This window comes from Streptomyces sp. ID05-39B (assembly GCF_033794725.1).
GTDB lineage: Bacteria > Actinomycetota > Actinomycetes > Streptomycetales > Streptomycetaceae > Streptomyces > Streptomyces bobili.
On the sequence record NZ_JARGEF010000069.1, the window covers coordinates 1 to 21,611 of the forward strand.

Below are 21,611 nucleotides of genomic sequence, written 5' to 3' on the forward strand. Positions count from 1 at the left end.
GCCCGGCTCAGGTGGAGGGCGATGAGGGTGACCGTCTTGCCGAGCCCCATGTCGTCGGCGAGGCAGCCGCCGAGGCCGAGGGAGGTCATGAGGTCGAGCCAGGCCAGGCCGCGCAGCTGGTAGTCGCGCAGGGTGGCGTCGAGGCCGGCGGGCGGTTCGGCGGGGCGGATGCCGGCGGTGAGGCGGTCGCGCAGGGTGGCGAGGGCGCCGACGGGGACCGCTTCGACGCTCTCGCCGTCGACGTCGGCCGTGCCGGTGAGGGCGACGGACAGGGCGTCCACCGGGTCCAGCAGGCCCAGTTCGCGTTTGCGGGCCTTGCGGACGAGGGCGGGGTCGACGAGGACCCACTGGTCGCGCAGCCGGACGACGGGGCGGTGGGCCTCGGCGAGGGTGTCCATCTCGGCCTCGCTGAGGGGGTCGCCGCCGAGGGCCAGCTGCCAGCGGAACTGGAGGAGGTCCTCGCTCTCGAAGAAGCCGGTGCCGTCGGTCGCCGAGCCGGGCGCGGGCCGTACGACCGCGGACGCGCTGAGGTCCTGGGCGAGGTCGCGCGGCCAGTGCACGGCGACCCCGGCGGCCGCGAGGCGGGTCGCGGCCACGCCGAGGAGGTCGCTCAGCTCGTCCTCGGACAGGGCCAGCACGTCGGGCGCGTCCTGGTCGGCGAGGCGGGCCAGGGGCGCCCAGACGCGTGCGGCGCGCCGCACGGCGAGGGCGGCGTCCACGCGGGCGCGTGCCCCGAAGGCGGCGTCCGCGTGGCCCGCCCACAGGGCCGCCGCGTCGGTCACCAGGGTCGGATCGGCGAGGCTGTGGACCTGGACGACGGCGGCACCGGCGCGGCGGGCTCCCTCGCCGTCGTCGAACAGGTCGTAGGCCGACAGGTCGAGGCGCAGCGAGATCCGCACGCCCGCGTCCATGCCCGCGGCGACCTCGGCCGCCCAGTCCTGGGCGCCGGGCAGCCGCTGTGGCCTGCGGTCGGCGAAGGGCTTCCCGCAGGCGTGGGGTGCGGCGGGGGTGCGGGGCAGGGTGTCGGCGACGGCGTCCAGGAAGGCGCGCATCAGGGCCTCGGGCTGCGGCAGCCGGAGCGGGCCGGGGCCGGGCAGCGGGACGGCATGGCCCTCGGCGGGCAGGGCGGCGGCGACGGCGCGCAGGTGCGCGATGTCCTCCGGTTCGAGCGGGCCGGCCCGCCAGGCGTCGTGGCCGGCCGGGGTGAGGCCGGGCAGCAGCCGGCCGCGGGCGGCGAGCCGCAGGGCGTGCAGGGCGGCGGCGCCCCAGCAGGCGGTCGCGGGGTGGGCGGCGGGGTCGTGCCGGGCGCGCACCAGGAGCGGCAGGGCCGTCTCCACGGGCAGGGACAGGGCGGGGGTCCGCCGGCGGCGGACCGAGGTCCCGTGGCGGCGGACGACGGTCAGCTCGGTGAGTTCGGTGCGGCCGGCGGGCGCGGCGTCGGGCAGCGGGCCTTCGTCGGGGTCCCAGAAGGCGATCCGGCCCTCGCGCGGGAGGGGCGCGGGCAGGAAGACGGCGGCGAGGCGCGCGCCGATCGGCTCCGCCGGGTGCCCGGCGACCGCGGTCATGTCGCTCATACGCAGTGTCCACCTCCCGCCCGCGTGTCGGATCAGTCGTCTTCGACTCTACGGGCGGGGTCTGACAATCGGCTCCGGGCCGCCGTCCCGGGGTGGACGACAGGGCCCGCGGGCCGGGGCCCGGATGTCCTAGGGGACGGTGCGTGAGACGACGTACACGATCGGGTAGCTCGCGTTCCCGGTGTTCACCACCACGTCCTGGGTGGGCTGGGGGGCCTTCTGCTTGCGGATGAAGCCGTAGTAGTCGCCGGGCCGGGAGCCCGGTCCGGCGAACTTCCAGCCGGTGATGGAGCGGTCGCGGTCGCTGATGGTGATGGCGTCCTTCTCCAGGTCGGACCGGCTGTGGCCGAGTGCGGCGAGGAAGGTGTCCAGGCCCTCGTGGGTGGTCTGGAACTGGACGTAGAGACGGCTGGTGCGCCAGTTGTTCGTCTCGTAGTAGGCGACGTTGTTCGACGGGTCCGGGATCGGTACCTGGTAGAGACGCTGCTGCACCTTGGAGGGCCAGGCCTCGGTGAGGCCGGTCGCCGAGTACTTCGCCTCCTTGTCCTTGCCGCTGTCGCGGCTCTGGTTGGCGGAGATGACCAGGTAGCCGGCCGGGACGCCGATGAGCAGCCCGATGATCAGCAGGGTGAGCGCGCGGCGGGCGGCCTCGGCGAACCGTTCGTAGCGCTCGAAGCGCTCCACGCGGCGGCGCTTGGCGCGCCGGAAGCGGCGGGCGACCAGGCGGGCCAGGTCGGCGGCGCCGACCATGCCGGCCTCGGGGCCGAGCTGGGCGCGGACGATCCGGGCCTCGGGGCGGTAGCCGCGTCCGGTGAGCTGCCGCTTGAACGCGTCGCGCGCGGGGCCGATGAGCAGGTCGTCGGCGGCCGAGACGCCGCCGCCGATCACGAAGCAGGAGGGGTCGAGGGCGGCGGCGAGGTTGGCGATGCCGACGCCGAGCCACTGGCCGATGTCCTGGAGCAGTTCGATGCACATGGCGTCGCCGTCGCGGGCCAGCTCGGTGATCATCGGGCCGGTGATGTCAGCGATGTTGCCCTTGACGTGCTCGATGATCCCGTACGCCACCGGGGAGTCCGCCGCTGCCAGCTCGCGCGCCTCTCTGACGAGCGCGTTGCCGGAGCTGTACTGCTCCCAGCAGCCGCGGTTGCCGCACGGGCAGCGGTGGCCGCCCGGCACGACCTGCATATGGCCGAACTCGCCCGCGACGCCGTACTTGCCGCGCTTGACCTGGCCGTCCTCCAGGATGGCGCCGCCGATGCCGGTCCCGAGGGTGATCATGACGAGGTGGTCCTCGCCGCGGCCCGCGCCGAAGCGCCACTCCGCCCAGGCGGCGGTGTTGGCGTCGTTGTCGACGAGGACGGGCACCGCGAGGCGGCCGGCGATGCGGTCGCGCAGCGGCTCGTTGCGCCAGGACAGATGGGGGGCGAACAGGACCCGGTTGCGGTCGGCGTCGACCCAGCCGGCCGCGCCGATGCCGACCGCGTGCACGTCGTGCCGGTCGGACAGGTCCAGGACCAGTTCGACGATCGTGTCCTCGACGACCTTGGGGCTCTTGGACTTGTCCGGAGTCTCGGTGCGGAGCTTCTCCAGGATGTTGCCGTCCGCGTCGACGACGCCCGCCATCACCTTGGTGCCGCCGATGTCGATCCCGACCGTGGGCACGCGGGGTGCGGTCAGGTGGGAGCGGCGCTCGCGGGTGCCGACCGTGCGCAGCGCGGTGGCTCGGCGGGAGCCGATGGGGGCGGTGAGGTCGCGGTAGGTGCTCATCATGGCCGATTCTGCCGCACGGGTACCTGCGGTGCCGAATGCGGGAGGGGGCGGATCGGTGAGCGACGTGCGCCGTCCGCGGGTCGGTGAGGGCTGGGCGCGCACACGCGGCGGAGCCGCGCACGGACACAGCCCCGCGCCCCTACGGGGCGCGTTCCAGCTCGTGTCTCAGATCGTCCAGCTCGTTTCCGCCCGCCATCTGGCGTGTCAGCTCGTCCAGGGTGATGGAGTCGCGCGTGTGGCTGCCCACCATCGTGCCCCGCTTCAGGAGGACGAATCTGTCGCCGACCAGGTAGGCGTGGTGGGGGTTGTGGGTGATGAGCACCACGCCCAGGCCCTGGTCGCGGGCGGCGGCCACGTACTTGAGGACCACGCCGGACTGCTTGACGCCCAGCGCGGCCGTCGGTTCGTCGAGGACGAGGACCTTCGCGCCGAAGTGCACCGCGCGCGCGATGGCCACGCACTGGCGTTCGCCGCCGGAGAGGGTGCCGATGGGCTGGTCGACGTCGCGCAGGTCGATGCCCATGCGCAGGAGTTCGGCGTGGGTGGTGCGGCGCATGAGGTCGACGTCCATGCGCTTGAAGGGGCCGGTGCCCCTACGGGGTTCCGAGCCGAGGAAGAAGTTGCGCCAGACCGGCATCAGCGGGACGACGGCCAGGTCCTGGTAGACGGTGGCGATGCCGCGGTCCAGGGCCTCGCGCGGGGAGGCCAGCCGGGTCTCCCGGCCGTCGAGGCTCAGGGTGCCGGCGTCGTGTCCGTGCAGCCCCGCGATGATCTTGATGAGGGTGGACTTGCCCGCGCCGTTGTCGCCGAGGACGCAGGTGATCTCGCCGGCGTGGACCTCCAGGGAGACCCCTTCGAGGGCGCGGACGTTGCCGTAGTGCTTGCTGACGCCGGACAGCTCCACGAGCGGCGTCAGGCTGTCGGCCGGGGTCGTCGCCTGCGTCATGTGGTGGCCTCCGCGCGCTTGCGGACCCAGGCGTTCAGCAGGGTCGCGAGGAGCAGCATCGCTCCGAGGAAGAACTTGAACCAGTCGGGGTTCCATTCGGCGAAGACGATGCCCTTGCTCGTCATGCCGAAGATGAGCGCGCCGACCGCCGATCCGGCCGCGCTGCCGTAGCCGCCGGTGATCAGGCAGCCGCCGATGACGGCCGCGATGATGTAGATCAGCTCGTTGCCGACGCCCTCGCCGGACTGGACGACGTCGTAGGAGAACAGCAGGTGCTGGCCGGAGATCCAGGCGCCGAACGCGACGCCCATATAGAGGCCGATCTTGGTCCGGTCGACGGGGACGCCGACCGCGCGGGCCGCGTCCTGGTTGCCGCCGACGGCGAAGATCCAGTTGCCGGCGCGGGTGCGCAGCAGGATCCAGGAGGCGACCGCGACCAGCGCGAACCACCACAGGATCGTGATCTTGAAGTTGACGTCGCCGATCGTCAGGGTGGACGCGAAGACGTCCCTGGCGGTGGGGAAGCCCTCCATGTCGGCGATGGTCTTCGTCGAGACGGTGCCGTCGATCAGCTTGGTGAAGCCGAGGTTCATGCCGGTCAGCATGAGGAAGGTGCCGAGCGTGATGATGAAGCTGGGCAGCCTGGTGCGGGTGAGCATGAAGCCGTTGAAGGCGCCGACGGCCAGGGTGACCAGGAGCGAGACGCCGACACCGACCCAGACGTTCGCCGTCATCTGGTAGCTGAACATCGACGACACCAGCGCCGAGGACGTGACCATGACGCCGGCCGAGAGGTCGAACTCGCCGCCGATCATCAGCAGCGCGACCGGGACGGCCATGATGCCGATCGTCGAGGAGGCGTACAGGACGGTACTGAGGCTGCTCGCGTTCAGGAAGCTGTCGGCGGCGAGGGCGAAGAAGACGAACACCGCGAGCGCGCCGACGACGGAGCCCAGTTCGGGGCGGCCGAGGAGCCGGCGCAGCGGGGAGACCCGCAGCAGCCGTTCGTCCGGGGTGAGGGCGGTCATCGGGTGCCCCGCCCGGTGTACTCGGCCAGCTCGTCCGCCTGGTCCTCGGTGATGATCTGCGGGCCGGTCAGGACGGGCTTGCCGCCGCCCAGGACGTCGCCGTTGTACCTGTACAGCCACAGCAGGTCGACGGCCTGGTAGCCCTGGAGGTACGGCTGCTGGTCGACGGCGAAGCCGAGGGAGTCGTCCGCCAGCCCGGCGGCCACCTTGGCGTTGAGGTCGAAGGTGTCGATCTCGGCCTTGCTGCCGGCGCCCTGCCTGGCCTTCACGGCGGTGTCTGCGTAGGGCGCGCCGAGGGTGACGACCGCGTCGATCGACGGGTCGGCCTGGAGCTTGGCCTCGATCGCGGACTGCACGTCGGGCATGCTGGTGCCGGTGACGTAGAGGTCGGACACGGTGCCGGTGAAGGTCTTCGCGACGCCGTCGCAGCGCTGCTCGTGGCCGACGTTGCCCTGCTCGTGCAGGACACAGACCGCCTTTTTCTTCCCGCGCCGGTTCAGCTCCTCGCCGACGGCCTCGCCGGCGATCGTCTCGTCCTGGCCGATGTGGGTGAGCGCGCCGAACGCCTTGGACTCGGCCGAGCCGGAGTTCACCGTGATGACGGGGATGCCCGCCTTGCGGGCGCGGGCGAGGGCGGCCTTCATCGCGTCGGGCTTGGCGAGGGTGACGATGATGCCGTCGACCCGCTTGTCGATCGCCGCGTCGACGAGCTGCGCCTGCTGCTGCGCCTCGTCGTCGTGGGAGTACAGGAAGTTGATGTTGTCCTTGACCGCGGCCTGCTTCGCGCCGCTCTGGACGATGTCCCAGAAGGTGTCGCCATCGCCCGAGTGGGTGATCATCGCGAAGGTCCAGCGGGGTGTGTTCACCGCCGCCCTGCCCTGCGCGGCCGCCTCACGGGCGTCCTCGGCACGCTTTCCCCCGGTACTGCTGCACCCCGCGAGGGAGAGGCAGAGCACCCCCGCCAACGCGATTCCTGTCCAGGTCCCAGAACGTGCCACGAGGCCGTGCCCTTCTTGCCGTGTTCCGACGTACGCGCGCGTCCGGTGTTCTCTCACCGGACGCAAACGCCCCAGTATCGAACACAGGGATCATGCGTCTCGTGGGCGGGGACCGCGAGTCGGTCGCATTGTCCGGACATTGCGACCAGGACGGCGCCGCGGGAGGGGTGCGTCCTACGGCCGTACGAGCAGCTGGAACTCGAAGGAGTAGCGGGTCGGACGGTAGATGTGGTCGCCGAACTCGACCGCGCGGCCCGTGTCGTCGAACGTGGTGCGCTGCATGGTGAGCAGCGGGGCACCCTCGGGCTCGGCCAGGCGCCCGGCCTCGGCGGCGGTCGCGGCGCGGGCGCCGATGGACTGGCGGGCGCTGTGCAGGGTGATCCCGGCCGACCGCATCATCCGGTACAGGCCGGTGGCCTCCAGTTGCGCGGTGTCCAGGTCCAGGAGGCCGGACGGCAGGTGGTTGGACAGGTACGCCATCGGTTCCCCGTGCGCGAGCCGCAGCCGCTCCACACGGTGCACCTCACTGCCCTCGGCGACCGCGAGCGCGGCGGCGACCTCGGCGGTCGCGGGGACGACGGTGTTGACCAGGACCGTCGTCGCGGGGCGCTGGCCCGCCGCTTCCAGGTCGTCGTAGAGGCTGCTCAGCTCCAGGGGGCGCTTGACCTGGCTGTGCACGACCTGGGTGCCGACACCCCGGCGGCGGACCAGCAGGCCCTTGTCCACGAGGGACTGGATCGCCTGGCGGACGGTGGGGCGGGACAGGCCGAGCCGGGCGGCCAGCTCGATCTCGTTGCCCAGCAGGCTTCCGGGGGTGAGCACGCCGTGCTCGATCGCCGCCTCCAGTTGCTGGGACAGCTGGAAGTACAACGGCACCGGAGAGCTTCGGTCCACACTGAGTTCGAGCTGCACGGTCGGGTCCACCTCTGGTTTCGGCACGGGCCGAGCGTAGCTCCGTGGCCGGTTGACGGGAAGTCGTGTAGTCCGATTGTCCGGACAAACGCATTGACAGGGTGCGGCCTGCGAGGTCACCTTGATTCCATGCGCATCGGGGTCATCGGGACGGGCCGCATCGGCACCATTCATGCGAACACACTCAGCCGTCACCGGGAGGTCGGATCGCTCATCCTGACGGACGCGGAGCCCGCGCGGGCCACGGAGCTGGCGCTGCGGCTGGGCGAGACGGCCGCTCCCGGGGTCGAGGAGATCTTCCGGTGGGGCGTGGACGCGGTGGTGATCACCACCGCCACCTCGGCCCACGCCGAACTGATCGGCCGGGCGGCACGCTCCGGGCTGCCGGTGTTCTGCGAGAAGCCCATAGCCCTGGACCTGGCGGGCACCCTGGCGGCGATCGCCGAGGTCGAGACCGCCGGGACCGTCCTGCAGATGGGGTTCCAGCGCCGCTTCGACGCCGGGTACACGGGCGCCCGGGAGGCGGTGCGCTCAGGACGGCTCGGGCGGCTGCACACCGTGCGCGCGGTGACCTCCGACCAGGCGCCGCCCCCCGCCGCGTGGCTGCCGGTGTCCGGCGGCCTGTTCCGGGACGCGCTGATCCACGACTTCGACGTCCTGCGCTGGGTGACCGGCCGCGAGGTGGCCGACGTCTACGCCGCCGGGTCGGACGCCGGGCCGGCGATGTTCCGTGCCGCGGGCGACGTCGACACCGCGGCGGCGGTCCTCACCCTCGACGACGGCACCCTCGCCACGGCCACGGCGACACGGCTGAACGGCGCCGGGTACGACGTCCGCATGGAACTGGCCGGGGAACTCGACCAGGTCGTGGTGGGGCTCGACGACCGCACGCCGATCGCCTCCACCGAGCCGACGGGACCCCCGGCCGCCGACAAACCGTGGACGGGGTTCCTTGAGCGCTTCGGTCCCGCGTACGAGGCGGAACTGATCGCCTTCGTCGATGTCGTACGGGGCGCACGGCCCAACCCCTGTGACGGCCGCGAGGCCCTCCAGGCCCTGCGGATCGCCGAGGCCTGCGAGGTGTCCCGGCGGGAGCGCCGGGCGGTGTCCCTGGCGGAGATCCCGGCGGCGCCGGCAGCGACGGGGTCGCCGGGGGCGTAGGCAGGGCGGCATTCCGGTCTCCGAACGCGTCGCCCGCATCCCCCGTCCCCCGGCAGCCCCGACCATCGGCGCGCCGGCAGGCTCCGTACGCCCCGCGTCGGTATGCCCGGCAGCCACTCGTCGAAGGGGCCGTCCCTCCAGGGCCGCCCCCGCGTGCCCGCTGCGGCCGACGGGTTCCGTCAGTCGTCCCGGCCCGGCCGATCGTCGTCCAGCAGTCCCGCGTCGTACGCCAGCAGGGCGATCTGCACACGGTTGTTGAGGTCCAGCTTGGCCAGGACGCGTGAGACGTGGGTCTTGACGGTGGCGACGCTCATGAAGAGTGCGGCGGCGATCTCGGCGTTGGACAGGCCGCGCCCGACCGCGAGGGTGACCTCGCGTTCCCGTTCGCCCAGGACGGCGATCCGGGCACGCGCGCGTGCCCGGCGGTCGTCGGCTGCGGTGCCGGCCGCGTGGGCCATCAACTGGCGGGTGACGGTGGGCGACAGGACGGGGTCGCCGGCCGCGACCCGGCGTACCGCGTCGACGATCTGGGCGGGCGGGGTGTCCTTGAGGACGAACCCGGCGGCCCCCGCGCGCAGGGCGCGCAGCACCTGCTCGTCGGCGTGGAAGGTGGTGAGGACGACGACCTGTGGGGCGTCCTCTCGGGCGCGCAGCCGCCGGGTGGCGGTCAGGCCGTCCACCGACGGCATCCGGATGTCCATGAGGACGACGTCGGGGCGGGTGCGGTCGACCAGCGCCTCGACCTCGCCGCCGTCGGCGGCCTCACCGACGATCTCGATGTCCTGGGCGCCGCCCATCATGAGGGACAGACCGGCTCGCACCAGGGGGTCGTCGTCGACGAGGAGGAGTCTGATCGCAGTCATGGGCCCTACGTAATCACGGCGGACGCCAGGGAGTTGGCCCTCGGCGAAGGGAGGCCGGGGCCGGCCGGCCGCCGTCACGCGGGGCCGGGCCACGGCAGCCAGGCGCGCACCTCGAAGCCGCCGTCCTCCCACGGTCCGTGCTCCAGGCGGCCCCCGGTCAGGGTCGCGCGTTCGGTGAGGCCGATCAGGCCCTGGCCGGAACCGGGGACGGGCGGGACGTCGCCCTCCGGGGCGGGGTTGCGGACGGTCACCGTGAGGCCCACTCCGGGGCCGCCGGCGACCACGACGGCGGCCTCCGCGCCCGGCGCGTGCTTGCGGCTGTTGGTGAGGCACTCCTGGGTGATGCGGTAGGCGGTGCGGCCCACGGAGGCGGGCACGGCGGCCGGGTCGGTGACGCGCTGGTCGAGGGTGACCTTCATGCCCGCCTCACGGGACTCGGCGACCAGCGCGTCCAGGGCGGCCAGGGTGGGCTGCGGCCGGCCCGCGTCGTCGTGTTCCCCTTCACCGGCCCGCAGTACGCCGATGATCTCTCGCAGGTCCTGGAGGGCCTCGTGGGCGCTCTCCCGGATGACCCCGGCCGCGCGCACGATCTCCTCGCGGGGCGCGTCCGGCCGGAACTCCAGCGCGCCCGCGTGCACGCTGAGCAGGGTCAGCCGGTGGGCGAGCACGTCGTGCATCTCGCGGGCGATGGCCTCGCGGGCCAGCCGCTGTGCCTGCTCGGCCCGCAGCCGGGCCTCCGTCTCGGCGCGCCGGGCCCGGTCGCGCAGGCTCAGCATGAGCTGCCGCTTGGACCGCACGAGCATGCCCCAGCCGATGACCGCCACGGTGATCAGCACGGTCCACACGACGGCCGGCCCGTATTCCAGCTCGGGGTCCGGGCGGGCCCACAGCAGCAGCGGGATCACGGCGAGCTGGAGACCGCCGACCCAGGCGACGTAGCGGAAGGGCCGGTGCACGGCGAGGGTGAACAGGGCGATCGTGCAGGCGCCGGCCGAGGTCGTGGAGAGGAAGGCGAAGGGGATCGTGGCGGCGGCGAGGCCGAAGGGCCAGCGGCGGCGCAGCCACACGGCGGCGCAGGCGAGCGCGCCCAGCAGCTGGTCGGCGACGACGAGGGAGTGCGGGAGGTTCTCCTGCTCGGTGAGTGTGTCGGCCACGACCAGGCCGAGGACGACGGCGATCACGAAGCAGGTGAAGTCGACGAGCCAGTCGCGCGCGGTGCGCCGGGGCCGCCTGCCGGACCGTCCGGCGTCCGGGTCGAGCTGCGCGGCCACGGCGGACGGCAGCAGCCATCGCCGCGTCGGGAAGATCGCTGCCTGCGGTACCGGCACCGGCCGGTCGTCACCCCTCATGGTCGACAAATCTACGCAGCCCGGGGCCGCCGCACCCCTCCTCGGCCGGGATCGGCGACCTGCGCCGGCCGGACACCGACGAAAGTCGCACCGGCGTCGGCTGAAGGTGTACTGCGACCCGCCGGCGAGAGCCTTCCGTCGCGAGCGTCTCGCCCCGCGGCCGATGTGTGTGGGGGGACCGCGGGGCGAGGGTCTGGGGTATGAAGCAGCTTCTGGAGCTACTCGGTTTCTTCGCCCTGGTGCAGGGCGTCGCCGGCCTGGTGCACGAGTTCACCGACCTGCACTGGGGTCTCGTACAGCAGTTCGGCGTCCTCGACGGCTACGAGGTCTACGCGAGCGTCGCGCTGCTGGTGCTCGCGTTCGCCCTGTTCGCCGCCGCGGAGAGCCGGAAGCCCGGCTGAACGCGGGCCGGGCCTGCGGCCGTTGGCACCGTTCCTCGGCGATCCGCCACGCAGCGGTCCGTTTCCCTACGGGGGTCGAGTCCGACGGTCGAGTACGACGGTCGGGCCGGCCGGCTCAGCAGTCGTGGTCGACCAGGTCGAAGCTCGCGTAGTGGTCGGCGGTGTAGTAGTCCTCCTCGGTCTGCTGCCCGGTCACGATGCGACGCGCGCCGCGCGTGGAGGAGCCCGGCGTCTTGACCGTGTACTCGTGGTAGTAGCCCGAGGACTTCGAGGGCAGGACGCCTTCCCGGTTCTGGAAGACGGATCCGTCCTGGGAGTACGGGAACGGGCCGCCCTGGTCGATCAGCCTCAGCGTGGTGTACGCCTGCGAGGGCAGGTCGCTGTGGCAGATGCTGCCGACCGCGGCCGGCGCCGCGGTCGCCGGGCCGGCGGAGACGGTGCCGCCGACGAGGAGGGCGGACAGGAGGGCGGCGGCGCCGCCGATGCGTGTGATTCGTGGGGGGAATCTCATGGCTTCATGATGACGCGCGTAGATGATGGCATGTCAATGACAACCACGAGAATTTCCCGTCAAGCCGCACGAGTTTTCCGGGAGTTAACCTGCCGCGGACCCACCGATGAGAAACCGTCGCCCGGACGGTCTCCCCTGACGTTGCCGACAGCACAGGAGGAACACGTGACGCAGCTGCTGAGAGTCCAGAACTTCAACATCTCGAGCGACGGCATCGGCGCCGGCGAGGACCAGAGCCTCGAGCGGCCGTTCGGCCACGTCGACCCCGGAAGGCTGTTCGCCTGGGCCGGCGCCACGGCGAGCTGGCCCATGCGCACCGACCCCGGAGGCAGCCGGGGCCTCGACGACCTCTTCACGCGGGACTACGCCCGCAACATCGGCGCCGAGATCATGGGCCGCAACAAGTTCGGGCCGGTGCGCGGTCCCTGGCAGGACGACGAGTGGCGCGGCTGGTGGGGCGAGAAGCCCCCGTTCCACACCCCCGTGTTCGTCATGACGCACCACGAGCGTCCCTCGCTCACGCTCTCCGACACCACGTTCCACTTCGTCGGCGGCGACCCGGCCGCGGTCCTCGAACAGGCGCGGGAAGCGGCGCGAGGCAAGGACGTCCGCCTCGGCGGCGGGGTCAGCACGATCCGGCAGTTCCTCGACGCCGGCCTCGTCGACACCCTGCACGTGGCGGTCTCGCCGGTGAAGCTCGGCTCCGGACTGAAGCTCTGGGAGTCACCCGAGGAGTTGCTCGACCGCTACCACCTGGACGTCGTGCCCAGCCCGAGCGGCGTGACGCACCACCTGTTCTGGCGGAAGGAGAGAGCCTGATCAGGACGGCCGGGTGAGGACGGCCAGGTGAGGACGGCCGGGTGAGAGCGGCCCGGTGAGGACGGCCCCGTGGCGACGGTCGGACACCTTCCGTCGAGCCCGTACGTCCCCGTACCCCGGCCGTCGGTCGAGGCCGCCTGTCCGGACGGAGGTCGGCGTCCGTTCGCCGCCAGCACGGCGGGGCGTCCGGCGCTGGAATGGACGCATGACGACTTCGGAGAAGACCCTGAACGGCAAGGTGGCCCTGGTGACCGGCGGCAGCCGCGGCATCGGTGCGGCGACGGCGGTACGGCTGGCGCGGGAGGGCGCGGACGTGGCCCTGACGTACGTGAACGGCAAGGAGGCGGCCGACGACGTCGTCCGGGCCGTCGAGGCCCTCGGACGGCGCGCGGTGGCCCTGCGGGCGGACTCCGCGGACGCCGGGGAGGCGGCGGGTGCGGTCGGCGCGGCGGTGGACGCGCTGGGTGGGCTCGACGTCCTGGTGAACAACGCGGGGGTCGGGGTGCTCGGCCCCCTGGAGGACCTGTCGCTCGCGGACGTGGACCGGGTGCTCGCGGTGAACGTGCGGGGCGTCTTCCTCACCTCCCGGGCGGCCGCCGGGCGGATGGGCGCCGGCGGACGGATCATCACGATCGGGAGCTGCATGGTCCAGCGGGTGCCGGGCCCCGGCGGGACGCTGTACGCGCTGAGCAAGTCGGCGCTGGTCGGGCTGACGAAGGGGCTCGCGAGGGAGTTGGGGCCGCGGGGGATCACAGCCAACCTCGTCCATCCCGGGCCGATCGACACGGACATGAACCCGGCGGACGGGCCGTACGCGGGCGGTCAGGCGGCGCTGACCGCGCTGGGCCGGTTCGGCACGGCCGGTGAGGTGGCGTCGACGGTGGCGTACCTGGCGGCCGCCACCTATGTGACGGGTGCGGAGTTCGCGGTGGACGGCGGCCACGCGGCGTGAGCCCGCCGGGTGGTCCTGCCGGGGATCTCGCCCCGGCGCCTCTTCCCGCTCCCGTTCCCGGCCCTGGGGCAACAGCCCCCGGGGCCGGGAGCGGGACCCGACTCAGCCGCCCAGTTCCTGGTGCCTCGCCCGGAGGGCTGCCGCGCCGGCCTGCGTCAGGGAGCCGATGAGCCGCAGCCGCGAGATGCCCCCGTCCGGGTAGATGTCCACGCGCGCGTGGGTACCCACCGCCGGGGCGGGCAGCACGAAGCGATGGCTGGTGTCCGGCTGGAGGCGGGTGCGCGGCAGGATCTCCCGCCACTCCCCCTCCTCGCCGTCCCGCACGGACACGGCCGCCCACCCGGCGCTGTTGCCCTTCAGGTACGCCGTGTCGATCTCCAGCGCCCGGATCTCGGCCTGGGCCGCCAGCCGGTACCGGATCCAGTCGTTGCCCTGGTCCCGGCGCCGCCGCGTCTCCCAGCCGTCGTCCATCTTGCGGGAGCGTCCCGGCTGGATGGTGTTGGTGGCCGGCGAGTAGAAGAGGTTCGAGGCGTCCTCGGCCTGCCCGCCGTTCTCCAGCGCGACGACGTCGAAGGTTCCAAGGACGGCCAGCCACTCGGGGTCCGGGACGACCTCGCCGTACACGCGGAGCCGGGCGATGCCGCCGTCGGGGTGCTGGTTGACCCGCAGGTGGGTGAAGCGCTGTTCGACGCAGACGGCGAAGCCGTTCGCCGCGTGGCCGCCGACGGGGGTGCGCGGGACGAGCGTCGTCCACTTCACGTCGTCCCCGAGGAGGGCCTCGGGCGAGGGCGTGCCCGCCACCGAGGTGGCCTCGACCGACACCGCCTGCGGGTAGTTGCCACGGAAGTGGGCCGTGTCGACGACGATGCCGCGGACCACGCCGGGCGCGCCGAGCCGGACGAGCGCCCAGTCGTGGTCGTCGGCCGTCGGCCACGGGTGGTCGGCGCGGACGCCCCGACGGCGGCGGGTCTCCCAGCCGTCCATGATCTTGCCCTTGTGCCCGAAGTGCTCGGGGTCGAACTCGGCGGGTCCGGGCAGCAGCAGGTTCTCCCGCTGGGCGAAGAACTCGTCGTTGGCGGCGATGACGGCGGCGCCGAGCTGCCGGTCGGCGAGGTTGGCGTGGGAGGTGAAGGGGAAGTCCGCGGTGCGGTAGTCCGCGTACGGGTCGCCTCCGCCGTAGGGGTTCGCGTCGCCGGTGAAACCGGCCGACAGGGGGTGCTGCTGCGCCGTCACGGTGATCAGGGGTTCCTTTCGGGGGTCGGCCGCGTGCGGGCGGGTGCGGGGTTCGCGTCAGTGGTCGCGGGTGAGGAGCCGGCCCTTGGGCGCGGAGAACTCGCCGTCACAGACGATGCGTTCGCCGCGCAGCCAGGTGGACTTCACGACGCCGTGCAGGGTCCGGCCGGCGTAGGCGGTGACCCGGTTGCGGTGCTGGAGGGCGGCCGGGTCGACGGTGAACGTCTCGTCGGGTGCGAGGACCGCGAAGTCGGCGTCGCGGCCCGCCTCGATGGCGCCCTTGCGGTCGAGGCCGACGAGGGCCGCCGTGCGCGTCGACATCCAGCGGACGACGTCCTCCAGGCCGTGGCCGCGCCTGCGGGCCTCCGTCCAGACGGCGGAGAGGCTGAGTTGCAGGCCGGAGATGCCGCCCCAGGCGGTGGCGAAGTCGCCGGTCTTGAGATCGGCGGTGGACGGGGAGTGGTCGGTGACCACGCAGTCGATGGTGCCGTCGGCCAGCGCCTGCCACAGGAGATCCTGGTTGGCGGCCTCGCGGATGGGCGGGCAGCATTTGAACTCGCTGGCGCCGTCCGGCACTTCCTCGGCGGTGAGAGTGAGGTAGTGCGGACAGGTCTCGGCCGTGACACGTACGCCGTCGGCCTTGGCGGCGGCGATCAGCGGGAGCGCGTCGCTGGAGGAGAGGTGCAGGACGTGCACGCGCGCGTGCAGGCGTCTCGCCTGGGCGATCAGGCTCGCGACGGCGGTGTCCTCGGCGTCGCGCGGGCGGCTGGCGAGGAAGTCGGCGTACCTGGGTCCGCCCTGCTGAGGGGCGGACGCGAGGTGGTGCGGGTCCTCGGCGTGCACGATGAGCAGGCCGTCGAATCCGGCGATCTCGGCCAGGGACCGGGCGAGACGGTCCTGGTCGAGGTGGGGGAACTCGTCCACGCCGGACGGGGAGAGGAATGCCTTGAAGCCGAAGACGCCCGCCTCGTGCAGGGGGCGCAGATCCTTGACGTTGCCGGGCAGGGCGCCGCCCCAGAAGCCGACGTCGATGTGCGCCTTGTCGGCGGCCACCCGCCGCTTGATGTCCAGGTGGTCGGCCGTCGTGGTCGGCGGGAGGGAGTTGAGCGGCATGTCGACGAGGGTGGTGATGCCGCCGGCGGCCGCCGCGCGCGTGGCGGTCCAAAAGCCTTCCCACTCGGTGCGGCCGGGGTCGTTGACGTGCACGTGCGTGTCGACGAGGCCGGGCAGCAGGACGTCGTCGCCGAGGTCCTCCAGGCGGGCGCCGGACGGTAGGGCGGCGTCGTAGGGGAGGACGGCCGTGATCGTGCCGGCGGACACCGCTACCGAGGCGGCGCGTGTCCCTTCCGCAGTGATGACGCGCGTGGAGCGCAGCACCAGTTCAGCGTCGGACACCCGAACCCCTCTCTGCCACCGTTCACTTCCGCGAAACGTGAGGCGGCCGGGGCACGTTCCTGGGCACCCCTCGCGCAACCTCCGCGTAACGGAATTCAACGTTCTGTTGAAGGAGTCTTCACTCCCGGCCACCGTGCCGTCAAGGGCACACTCCTCCACAGTGCACCCGGCGCGGCCACTCTGGACGTTTCCACAACACGGAATTACGATTCCGGCAAGCAGAACGTAGCTACGCACCAGCGGGGAGTCAACCGACCGCCGGGTAGGCTTCAGCCCTTCCCGCAGGTTTCGAAAGGAACGCGCCCGTGCCGACGTCCAGCGCCAGCACCACCGACTCCGCCAAGTCCAGCAGCGGCGGGGTCCAGTCCCTCGAGCGCGCCTTCGACCTGCTGGAGCGGATGGCGGACGCGGGCGGGGAGGTCGGCCTCAGCGAACTCTCCGCGAGCAGCGGGCTCCCGCTGCCGACGATCCACCGCCTGATGCGCACCCTGGTCGCCTGCGGGTACGTCCGCCAGCAGTCCAACCGCCGCTACGCGCTCGGTCCGCGGCTGATCCGCCTCGGCGAGTCCTCGGCCCGGCTGCTCGGCACGTGGGCCCGCCCGTACCTGGCCCGGCTGGTCGAGGAGACCGGCGAGACGGCGAACATGGCGCTCCTGGACGGCGACGAGATCGTGTATGTGGCGCAGGTGCCGTCGAAGCACTCGATGCGCATGTTCACCGAGGTCGGCCGACGCGTCCTGCCGCACTCCACAGGCGTGGGCAAGGCCCTCCTCGCGGCCTTCCCGGACGCCGAGGTGCGCGCGCTGCTCGCCCGCACCGGCATGCCGGCCGCGACGGACAGGACGATCACCACCCCGGAGGGCTTCCTGGCGGCCCTGGAGGAGGTCCGCACCGCCGGTTACGCGGTGGACGACAACGAGCAGGAGATCGGCGTGCGCTGCCTCGCGGTCCCGGTGCCCGACTCCCCCACCGCGGCGGCCATCTCGATCTCCGGGCCGGCGGGCCGTGTCACCGAGTCCGCCACCGGGAAGATCGTCCCGGTGCTGCAGCAGGTGGCCGCGGAACTGTCCGAGGTGCTGTCGAACCCGGGCGGCACGACCGTCTGAACGGGACCGCGTCCACGGCACCGATTCCACGGGACCGACGCAGCAACCGGACCACCCCCGTGTGCCACTGACGGCCCGTCACCTCCGCGGCGGCTCCCCGAACAGGTCCACCGCGCTGCGCACCTGCGACAAGCCCCGCGCCAGCGCGCTCACCGAGCCGATCGCGCCCGCGATGAGCAGCAGGGAGCGGCGCAGCCGCGGGATCTCCGGGATGCCGTGGGCCGCCATCGCGGCGAGCGCGGCGAGTTCGTCCTCGGCGATGACCCGGTCCGGGAACTCGGCCGGGAGCGCGGCGAGTTCGCGGCGCAGCCGGGACACCGCGGTCCGCAGTTCCGCCACCCTCGGATCCTCGTCGCTGCCGGTCACTGGCCTCTGTCCCAAGCTCCGCAACACAGCTCTCCCCCCTCGCACATCCCTCGTGCGTACGTACGTAGCGCCCTCGTGACGGTGGTCGGACGCCGTGAGGACGCGGGTCAGTAAACGCCACCCGGCACCCGCTCCGCCACACCAGGGGCCGAAATTCAGCCCTGCGACACCGCCCGGCCGCCGCCTCTTCAGGTATGCAGAACACATGACGCACACGGAACACCAGGTCGCCGGACAGGTCGCCGGACTACTCCTCGCCGCGGGCGGGGGGCGGCGCCTCGGCGGGCGCCCCAAGGCTCTGTTGACGTACCGGGGACGCCCGCTCGTCGAACACGCGGTGCGGGCGCTGCGGGCGGCGGGCTGCACGCGCGTGCACGTGGTCCTGGGGGCCGCCGCCGACGCCGTACAGGAGCGGGCGCGGCTCGACGGGTGCGTGCCGGTGGTGAATCCGCAGTGGGAGCGGGGCATGGGCGGCTCGCTGCGAGCCGGTCTGGACTCGCTGGCCGGGACGGGGGCGACGGCCGCGCTCGTCTCACTGGTCGACCAGCCCGGCATCGGTGAGGAGGCACTGGCGCGGGTGCTCGCCGGACACGAGGACGAGTCGTCGCTGGTGTCCGCCGCCTACGACGGGAAGCGCGGGCACCCGGTGCTGCTCGGGGCCGCCCACTGGGCCGGTGTCGCGCAGGCCGCGACCGGCGACCGGGGGGCACGCGGCTACCTGGAGGCGCACGAGCCGGAGATCCGGCTGGTGGAGTGCGCGGACGTGGCCCGGCCGTACGACATCGACACGGTGGACGACCTGATCCACCTTGAGTGAACGGGGTGGCACGGAGAGCCACCTTCCCTCGACCCGGAGAATCTCGACATCAACAAACCATTGAACTTCCACGATGAGGAAACTAGAATCCACTGCTCAGAAGCGTTCGGTCGCTCTCCGCACGCTCCCCGCCCCACCCGGGTCGTCCGGCACCCGGTGCCACGCTCGCTGAAGGAAGTGACAGCTCATGTCCGCATCCGTGCCGTCCCCGGCGGCCGTCGTCGACGCCGAGCCCCTGCCCCGGCAGGACGAGGTCCTCACCGACGCGGCCCTCGCCTTCGTGGCCGAGCTGCACCGGCGGTTCACGCCGCGTCGTGACGAACTCCTCGCGCTGCGCGCGGAGCGCCGGGCCGAGATCGCCCGCACCTGCACGCTCGACTTCCTCCCGGAGACCGCCGCGATCCGCGCCGACGACTCCTGGAAGGTCGCCCCCGCGCCGGCCGCGCTCGACGACCGCCGGGTGGAGATCACCGGCCCCACCGACCGCAGGATGACCGTCAACGCCCTCAACTCGGGCGCGCGGGTCTGGCTCGCCGACTTCGAGGACGCCTCCGCGCCGACCTGGGCGAACGTCGTCCTCGGCCAGCTCAACCTGATCGACGCGTACCGCGGGAACATCGACTTCACCGATCCGGTCTCCGGCAAGTCGTACGCCCTGCGCCCGGCGCAGGAGCTGGCGACCGTCGTCATGCGTCCGCGCGGCTGGCACCTGGACGAGCGGCACCTGAAGGTCGACGGCCGGGCCGTCCCCGGCGCCCTCGTCGACTTCGGCCTGTACTTCTTCCACAACGCCCGCCGGCTGCTCGACCTCGGCAAGGGACCGTACTTCTACCTCCCGAAGACCGAGTCGCACCTCGAAGCCCGCCTGTGGAACGACGTGTTCGTGTTCGCGCAGGACCATGTCGGCGTCCCGCAGGGCAGTGTGCGCGCGACCGTCCTCATCGAGACGATCACCGCCGCGTACGAGATGGAGGAGATCCTCTACGAACTCCGCGACCACGCCTCGGGGTTGAACGCGGGCCGCTGGGACTACCTCTTCTCCATCGTGAAGAACTTCCGTGACGGCGGGCCGAGGTTCGTGCTGCCCGACCGCAACGCGGTGACGATGAGCGCCCCGTTCATGCGCGCGTACACCGAACTCCTCGTGCGTACCTGCCACAAGCGCGGGGCCCACGCCATCGGCGGCATGGCGGCCTTCATCCCCTCGCGCCGCGACGCCGAGGTCAACAAGGTCGCCTTCGAGAAGGTGCGGGCCGACAAGGACCGGGAGGCCGGCGACGGCTTCGACGGGTCCTGGGTCGCCCACCCCGACCTCGTGCCGATCGCCATGGAGTCCTTCGACCGGGTCCTCGGCGAGCGGCCCCACCAGAAGGACCGGCTGCGCGAGGACGTCGACGTCAAGGCGGCCGACCTGCTCGCCGTCGACTCGCTCAAGGCGCGGCCGACGTACGCCGGTCTCGTCAACGCCGTGCAGGTGGGCATCCGTTACATCGAGGCGTGGCTGCGCGGGCTGGGCGCGGTCGCCATCTTCAACCTGATGGAGGACGCGGCCACCGCCGAGATCTCGCGCTCGCAGATCTGGCAGTGGATCAACGCGGGCGTCGAGGTCGAACGCGACGGTACGACGGTGCGGGTGACGCCGGAGCTGGCCCGCGAGGTCGCCGCCGCCGAACTGGCCGCAGTCCGCGCCGAGATCGGCGAGGAGGCCTTCGCGGCCGGCCACTGGCAGCAGGCCCACGACCTGCTGCTGACGGTCGCCCTCGACGAGGACTACGCCGACTTCCTCACCCTTCCGGCCTACGAGCAGCTCACCGGCTGACCCGGCGCCGGCTCACCCCGGTCCGTCCGAGTGGCCCAGGGACTTCCCCGGGGCCACTCGGTCGCGGACGAGCCGCTTGACCGCGGTCGGCTCCGGGAAGCCCTGCTCGCGGCGGTCCCAGACGACCTCGTCGTTCACCCGGACCACGAAGACGCCGCCCCTGCCCGGCTTGAGGGCCAGTTCGGTCAGCTCCGCCTCGAAGGTGGTGAGCAGTTCCTGTGCCAGCCAGGCGGCGCGGGGCAGCCAGCGGCACTGGGTGCAGTACTCGATCTCGACCCGTCGGCCGTCCGATGGTTTCGTCATCCGAGGTGTACCGACCAATCCTGTTCCGCAGCCGGCTTGCCGTGCAGGTCGGGGACCCGCTTGAGCCAGTCCGGCCGCCCTTGCCGGGTCTTCGCGGCCCGCCGGGCCTCTTCGGCGGCGAGTTCGTCGCGGGTGGGGAAGTCCGTGGGCAGCCAGGCCGCGGAGGCAGCCGCGCGCGCGTGGAGGTGGTTCACGTACGCCGTCCTGGCCTCGTCAGCGGTCGTGAAGAAAGGTTCGTCCAGGAGCCAGGCGTCCGGCACCTCGGCGACGATCTCCCGCAGCAGCCCCTCGGTGACCCTGGGCGCCAGTTCGGCGTCGGCGGCCCGTACGTCGGGGGCGTGGCGGCCCAGGGCGTGGTGGCGGAAGTCGTACCGCTTCGCCGGGTCGGAGCCGTCCCAGCGGTGGTGGAAGACGAGGGCGGCGCCGTGGTCGATGAGCCACAGGCGCGGGGGCACGGTGCCGAGCGTGGGCCACACCATCAGGTTGGAGCTGTGGACGGTCCGGTCGACGTTGACGGTGAGGGCGTCGAGCCAGACGATCCGGCCGGCCTCCAGGGGGTCCACGGGGAACACCTCGGCGATGTCCGGGGTGAAGTCCCGCGCGCCCGGCAGATGGTCCATGCCGAGGTTGACGCCGCGGCTGGCGGCGTGCAGGTCGCGGACCTCCTGGTGGGGCTCGTCACCGGCGATCGCCGGGTCGAAGTGGACCAGGACCAGCTCGGGGAAGCGCAGGCCCAGGGCCCGCGCCAGTTCGCCCACGATCACCTCGGCGACCAGCGCCTTGCGGCCCTGCGCGGAGCCGGTGAACTTCACGACGTACGTCCCCAGGTCGTCGGCCTCGACGACCGCGGGCACGGAGCCGCCGGAGCGCAGGGGTTCGACGTATCGGGTTGCGGCGACCTCTCTCAACATTTCCTCAGGCCACCCGCCTCTTCAGCCTTGCGATCCACGGCCGACCTTGGGGCCTCACACAGCGAAAATTGCCCGTCAGTAGCCCTGGGGAGAATCTGGGGAGTTTCGAACGGCATGCAGATCTCCCTGCCTCCCTGGCAGTCCGTCGATGGGCCGTCCGCCCCTTGCTTCCGGCCTCCGGCATGAAGTGAGCATAGTAAGCGAGGGTGATCGCCGGTGCGGAGTGCCCGAGCCACCGCGCCAGGGTCACGACGGATTCTCCGGCCTCCGGCATCATGGAGGCGTATGTGCGCCGCAGCGCGTGGCAGCCGTCCTTCCGCGCAACCACCCCTTGCCGTCGGTCGCCCGGATCGCCGCCTGGAAACTCGGCCGGTACG

20 protein-coding genes and 2 pseudogenes are annotated in these 21,611 nt (G+C 72.5%); 7 read left to right on the plus strand and 15 right to left on the minus strand.

What is annotated here, in order from left to right; all coding sequences use genetic code 11:
* From P1P75_RS17280 to P1P75_RS17305, 6 genes and pseudogenes are all read right to left on the minus strand, one after another.
* Positions 1-1,574 (minus strand): SNF2 helicase-associated domain-containing protein (locus P1P75_RS17280; protein WP_319256186.1); only part of this gene is annotated, 1,574 nt, incomplete at its 3' end.
* Between the two features lie 645 nt (positions 1,575-2,219).
* Positions 2,220-3,341 (minus strand): annotated as a pseudogene (locus tag P1P75_RS17285) (ROK family glucokinase); the annotation flags it as partial.
* A 142-nt stretch (positions 3,342-3,483) separates the two neighbouring features.
* Positions 3,484-4,290, minus strand: coding sequence for an ATP-binding cassette domain-containing protein (locus P1P75_RS17290; RefSeq protein ID WP_319256188.1), 807 nt, complete (start codon positions 4,288-4,290; stop codon positions 3,484-3,486).
* Complete coding sequence (locus P1P75_RS17295; protein WP_319256190.1) at positions 4,287-5,318, minus strand: ABC transporter permease; 1,032 nt, start codon at positions 5,316-5,318, stop codon at positions 4,287-4,289. The genes P1P75_RS17290 and P1P75_RS17295 overlap by 4 nt, the downstream gene beginning before the upstream one ends.
* A complete protein-coding gene (locus tag P1P75_RS17300) occupies positions 5,315-6,316 on the minus strand; it encodes a sugar ABC transporter substrate-binding protein (RefSeq protein ID WP_319256191.1) in 1,002 nt (333 codons plus the stop codon). The genes P1P75_RS17295 and P1P75_RS17300 overlap by 4 nt, the downstream gene beginning before the upstream one ends.
* A 174-nt stretch (positions 6,317-6,490) precedes the next feature.
* The gene (locus P1P75_RS17305; protein ID WP_319256244.1) at positions 6,491-7,228 is read right to left on the minus strand and encodes a GntR family transcriptional regulator; all 738 of its coding nucleotides are present in this window, start codon (positions 7,226-7,228) and stop codon (positions 6,491-6,493) included.
* A gap of 129 nt (positions 7,229-7,357) precedes the next feature.
* Between P1P75_RS17305 and P1P75_RS17310 the strand changes: the two genes are divergently transcribed.
* Positions 7,358-8,389: a Gfo/Idh/MocA family oxidoreductase gene (locus P1P75_RS17310; RefSeq protein ID WP_319256193.1), complete on the plus strand. Its 1,032-nt coding sequence runs from the start codon at positions 7,358-7,360 to the stop codon at positions 8,387-8,389.
* 179 nt (positions 8,390-8,568) lie between these two features.
* Here the strand turns inward: P1P75_RS17310 and P1P75_RS17315 are convergent, their stop codons facing one another.
* Together P1P75_RS17315 and P1P75_RS17320 are read right to left on the minus strand one after the other, a co-directional pair.
* Positions 8,569-9,252, minus strand: a complete 684-nt coding sequence (locus P1P75_RS17315; protein ID WP_319256195.1) for a response regulator transcription factor — start codon at positions 9,250-9,252, stop codon at positions 8,569-8,571.
* A gap of 74 nt (positions 9,253-9,326) precedes the next feature.
* Entirely contained in the window at positions 9,327-10,601 is a 1,275-nt protein-coding gene (locus P1P75_RS17320) for a histidine kinase (protein ID WP_319256197.1), read from the minus strand.
* A 200-nt stretch (positions 10,602-10,801) separates the two neighbouring features.
* Here P1P75_RS17320 and P1P75_RS17325 point away from each other — a divergent pair, with 200 nt between their 5' ends.
* The gene (locus tag P1P75_RS17325) at positions 10,802-11,002 is read left to right on the plus strand and encodes a hypothetical protein (RefSeq protein WP_319256199.1); all 201 of its coding nucleotides are present in this window, start codon (positions 10,802-10,804) and stop codon (positions 11,000-11,002) included.
* A 115-nt stretch (positions 11,003-11,117) separates the two neighbouring features.
* Here the strand turns inward: P1P75_RS17325 and P1P75_RS17330 are convergent, their stop codons facing one another.
* On the minus strand, positions 11,118-11,513 hold the full coding sequence (locus tag P1P75_RS17330; RefSeq protein WP_319256201.1) for a ribonuclease domain-containing protein: 396 nt from the start codon (positions 11,511-11,513) through the stop codon (positions 11,118-11,120).
* Positions 11,514-11,678: 165 nt separating this feature from the next.
* On the opposite strand from P1P75_RS17330, the gene P1P75_RS17335 reads away from it, so the two are divergent.
* Together P1P75_RS17335 and P1P75_RS17340 are read left to right on the plus strand one after the other, a co-directional pair.
* A complete protein-coding gene (locus tag P1P75_RS17335) occupies positions 11,679-12,332 on the plus strand; it encodes a dihydrofolate reductase family protein (protein WP_319256203.1) in 654 nt (217 codons plus the stop codon).
* 205 nt (positions 12,333-12,537) lie between these two features.
* Complete coding sequence (locus tag P1P75_RS17340) at positions 12,538-13,284, plus strand: SDR family oxidoreductase (protein WP_319256205.1); 747 nt, start codon at positions 12,538-12,540, stop codon at positions 13,282-13,284.
* A 102-nt stretch (positions 13,285-13,386) separates the two neighbouring features.
* Here the strand turns inward: P1P75_RS17340 and alc are convergent, their stop codons facing one another.
* Positions 13,387-14,517: an allantoicase gene (gene alc / locus P1P75_RS17345; protein WP_319256207.1), complete on the minus strand. Its 1,131-nt coding sequence runs from the start codon at positions 14,515-14,517 to the stop codon at positions 13,387-13,389.
* Between the two features lie 57 nt (positions 14,518-14,574).
* The gene (gene allB, locus P1P75_RS17350; RefSeq protein ID WP_319256209.1) at positions 14,575-15,912 is read right to left on the minus strand and encodes an allantoinase AllB; all 1,338 of its coding nucleotides are present in this window, start codon (positions 15,910-15,912) and stop codon (positions 14,575-14,577) included.
* Positions 15,913-16,217: 305 nt separating this feature from the next.
* Between allB and P1P75_RS17355 the strand changes: the two genes are divergently transcribed.
* A complete protein-coding gene (locus P1P75_RS17355) occupies positions 16,218-17,018 on the plus strand; it encodes an IclR family transcriptional regulator (protein ID WP_150473421.1) in 801 nt (266 codons plus the stop codon).
* A gap of 78 nt (positions 17,019-17,096) precedes the next feature.
* Here P1P75_RS17355 and P1P75_RS17360 read toward each other — a convergent pair whose 3' ends face one another.
* Complete coding sequence (locus tag P1P75_RS17360) at positions 17,097-17,411, minus strand: DUF5955 family protein (RefSeq protein ID WP_319256212.1); 315 nt, start codon at positions 17,409-17,411, stop codon at positions 17,097-17,099.
* A 178-nt stretch (positions 17,412-17,589) separates the two neighbouring features.
* Here P1P75_RS17360 and P1P75_RS17365 point away from each other — a divergent pair, with 178 nt between their 5' ends.
* Both P1P75_RS17365 and aceB read left to right on the plus strand, forming a co-directional pair.
* Positions 17,590-18,201, plus strand: coding sequence for a nucleotidyltransferase family protein (locus P1P75_RS17365; RefSeq protein ID WP_319256214.1), 612 nt, complete (start codon positions 17,590-17,592; stop codon positions 18,199-18,201).
* Between the two features lie 187 nt (positions 18,202-18,388).
* Positions 18,389-20,020 carry a malate synthase A gene (aceB, locus tag P1P75_RS17370; protein WP_319256216.1) on the plus strand — a complete coding sequence of 544 codons (1,632 nt, stop codon included), beginning with the start codon at positions 18,389-18,391 and terminating at the stop codon, positions 20,018-20,020.
* 12 nt (positions 20,021-20,032) lie between these two features.
* On the opposite strand, the gene P1P75_RS17375 is transcribed toward aceB, so the two are convergent.
* From P1P75_RS17375 to P1P75_RS17385, 3 genes and pseudogenes are all read right to left on the minus strand, one after another.
* Positions 20,033-20,323 (minus strand): Rdx family protein, encoded by a 291-nt coding sequence (locus P1P75_RS17375; protein ID WP_319256218.1) that lies wholly within the window; start codon positions 20,321-20,323, stop codon positions 20,033-20,035.
* Complete coding sequence (locus tag P1P75_RS17380; protein ID WP_319256220.1) at positions 20,320-21,234, minus strand: HipA family kinase; 915 nt, start codon at positions 21,232-21,234, stop codon at positions 20,320-20,322. The genes P1P75_RS17375 and P1P75_RS17380 overlap by 4 nt, the downstream gene beginning before the upstream one ends.
* A gap of 75 nt (positions 21,235-21,309) precedes the next feature.
* Positions 21,310-21,556 (minus strand): annotated as a pseudogene (locus tag P1P75_RS17385) (site-specific integrase); the annotation flags it as partial.
* Between the last annotated feature and the right edge of the window lie 55 nt (positions 21,557-21,611).

Coding starts and splice junctions, on each gene's coding strand:
- P1P75_RS17340 (WP_319256205.1), top strand. CDS start 12,538: ATGACGACTTCGGAGAAGACCCTGAACGGCAAGGTGGCCCTGGTGACC.
- P1P75_RS17290 (WP_319256188.1), bottom strand. CDS start 4,290: ATGACGCAGGCGACGACCCCGGCCGACAGCCTGACGCCGCTCGTGGAG.
- P1P75_RS17315 (WP_319256195.1), bottom strand. CDS start 9,252: ATGACTGCGATCAGACTCCTCCTCGTCGACGACGACCCCCTGGTGCGA.
- P1P75_RS17375 (WP_319256218.1), bottom strand. CDS start 20,323: ATGACGAAACCATCGGACGGCCGACGGGTCGAGATCGAGTACTGCACC.
- P1P75_RS17310 (WP_319256193.1), top strand. CDS start 7,358: ATGCGCATCGGGGTCATCGGGACGGGCCGCATCGGCACCATTCATGCG.
- P1P75_RS17365 (WP_319256214.1), top strand. CDS start 17,590: ATGACGCACACGGAACACCAGGTCGCCGGACAGGTCGCCGGACTACTC.
- P1P75_RS17330 (WP_319256201.1), bottom strand. CDS start 11,513: ATGAGATTCCCCCCACGAATCACACGCATCGGCGGCGCCGCCGCCCTC.
- P1P75_RS17295 (WP_319256190.1), bottom strand. CDS start 5,318: ATGACCGCCCTCACCCCGGACGAACGGCTGCTGCGGGTCTCCCCGCTG.
- aceB (WP_319256216.1), top strand. CDS start 18,389: ATGTCCGCATCCGTGCCGTCCCCGGCGGCCGTCGTCGACGCCGAGCCC.
- P1P75_RS17380 (WP_319256220.1), bottom strand. CDS start 21,234: ATGTTGAGAGAGGTCGCCGCAACCCGATACGTCGAACCCCTGCGCTCC.
- P1P75_RS17325 (WP_319256199.1), top strand. CDS start 10,802: ATGAAGCAGCTTCTGGAGCTACTCGGTTTCTTCGCCCTGGTGCAGGGC.
- P1P75_RS17320 (WP_319256197.1), bottom strand. CDS start 10,601: ATGAGGGGTGACGACCGGCCGGTGCCGGTACCGCAGGCAGCGATCTTC.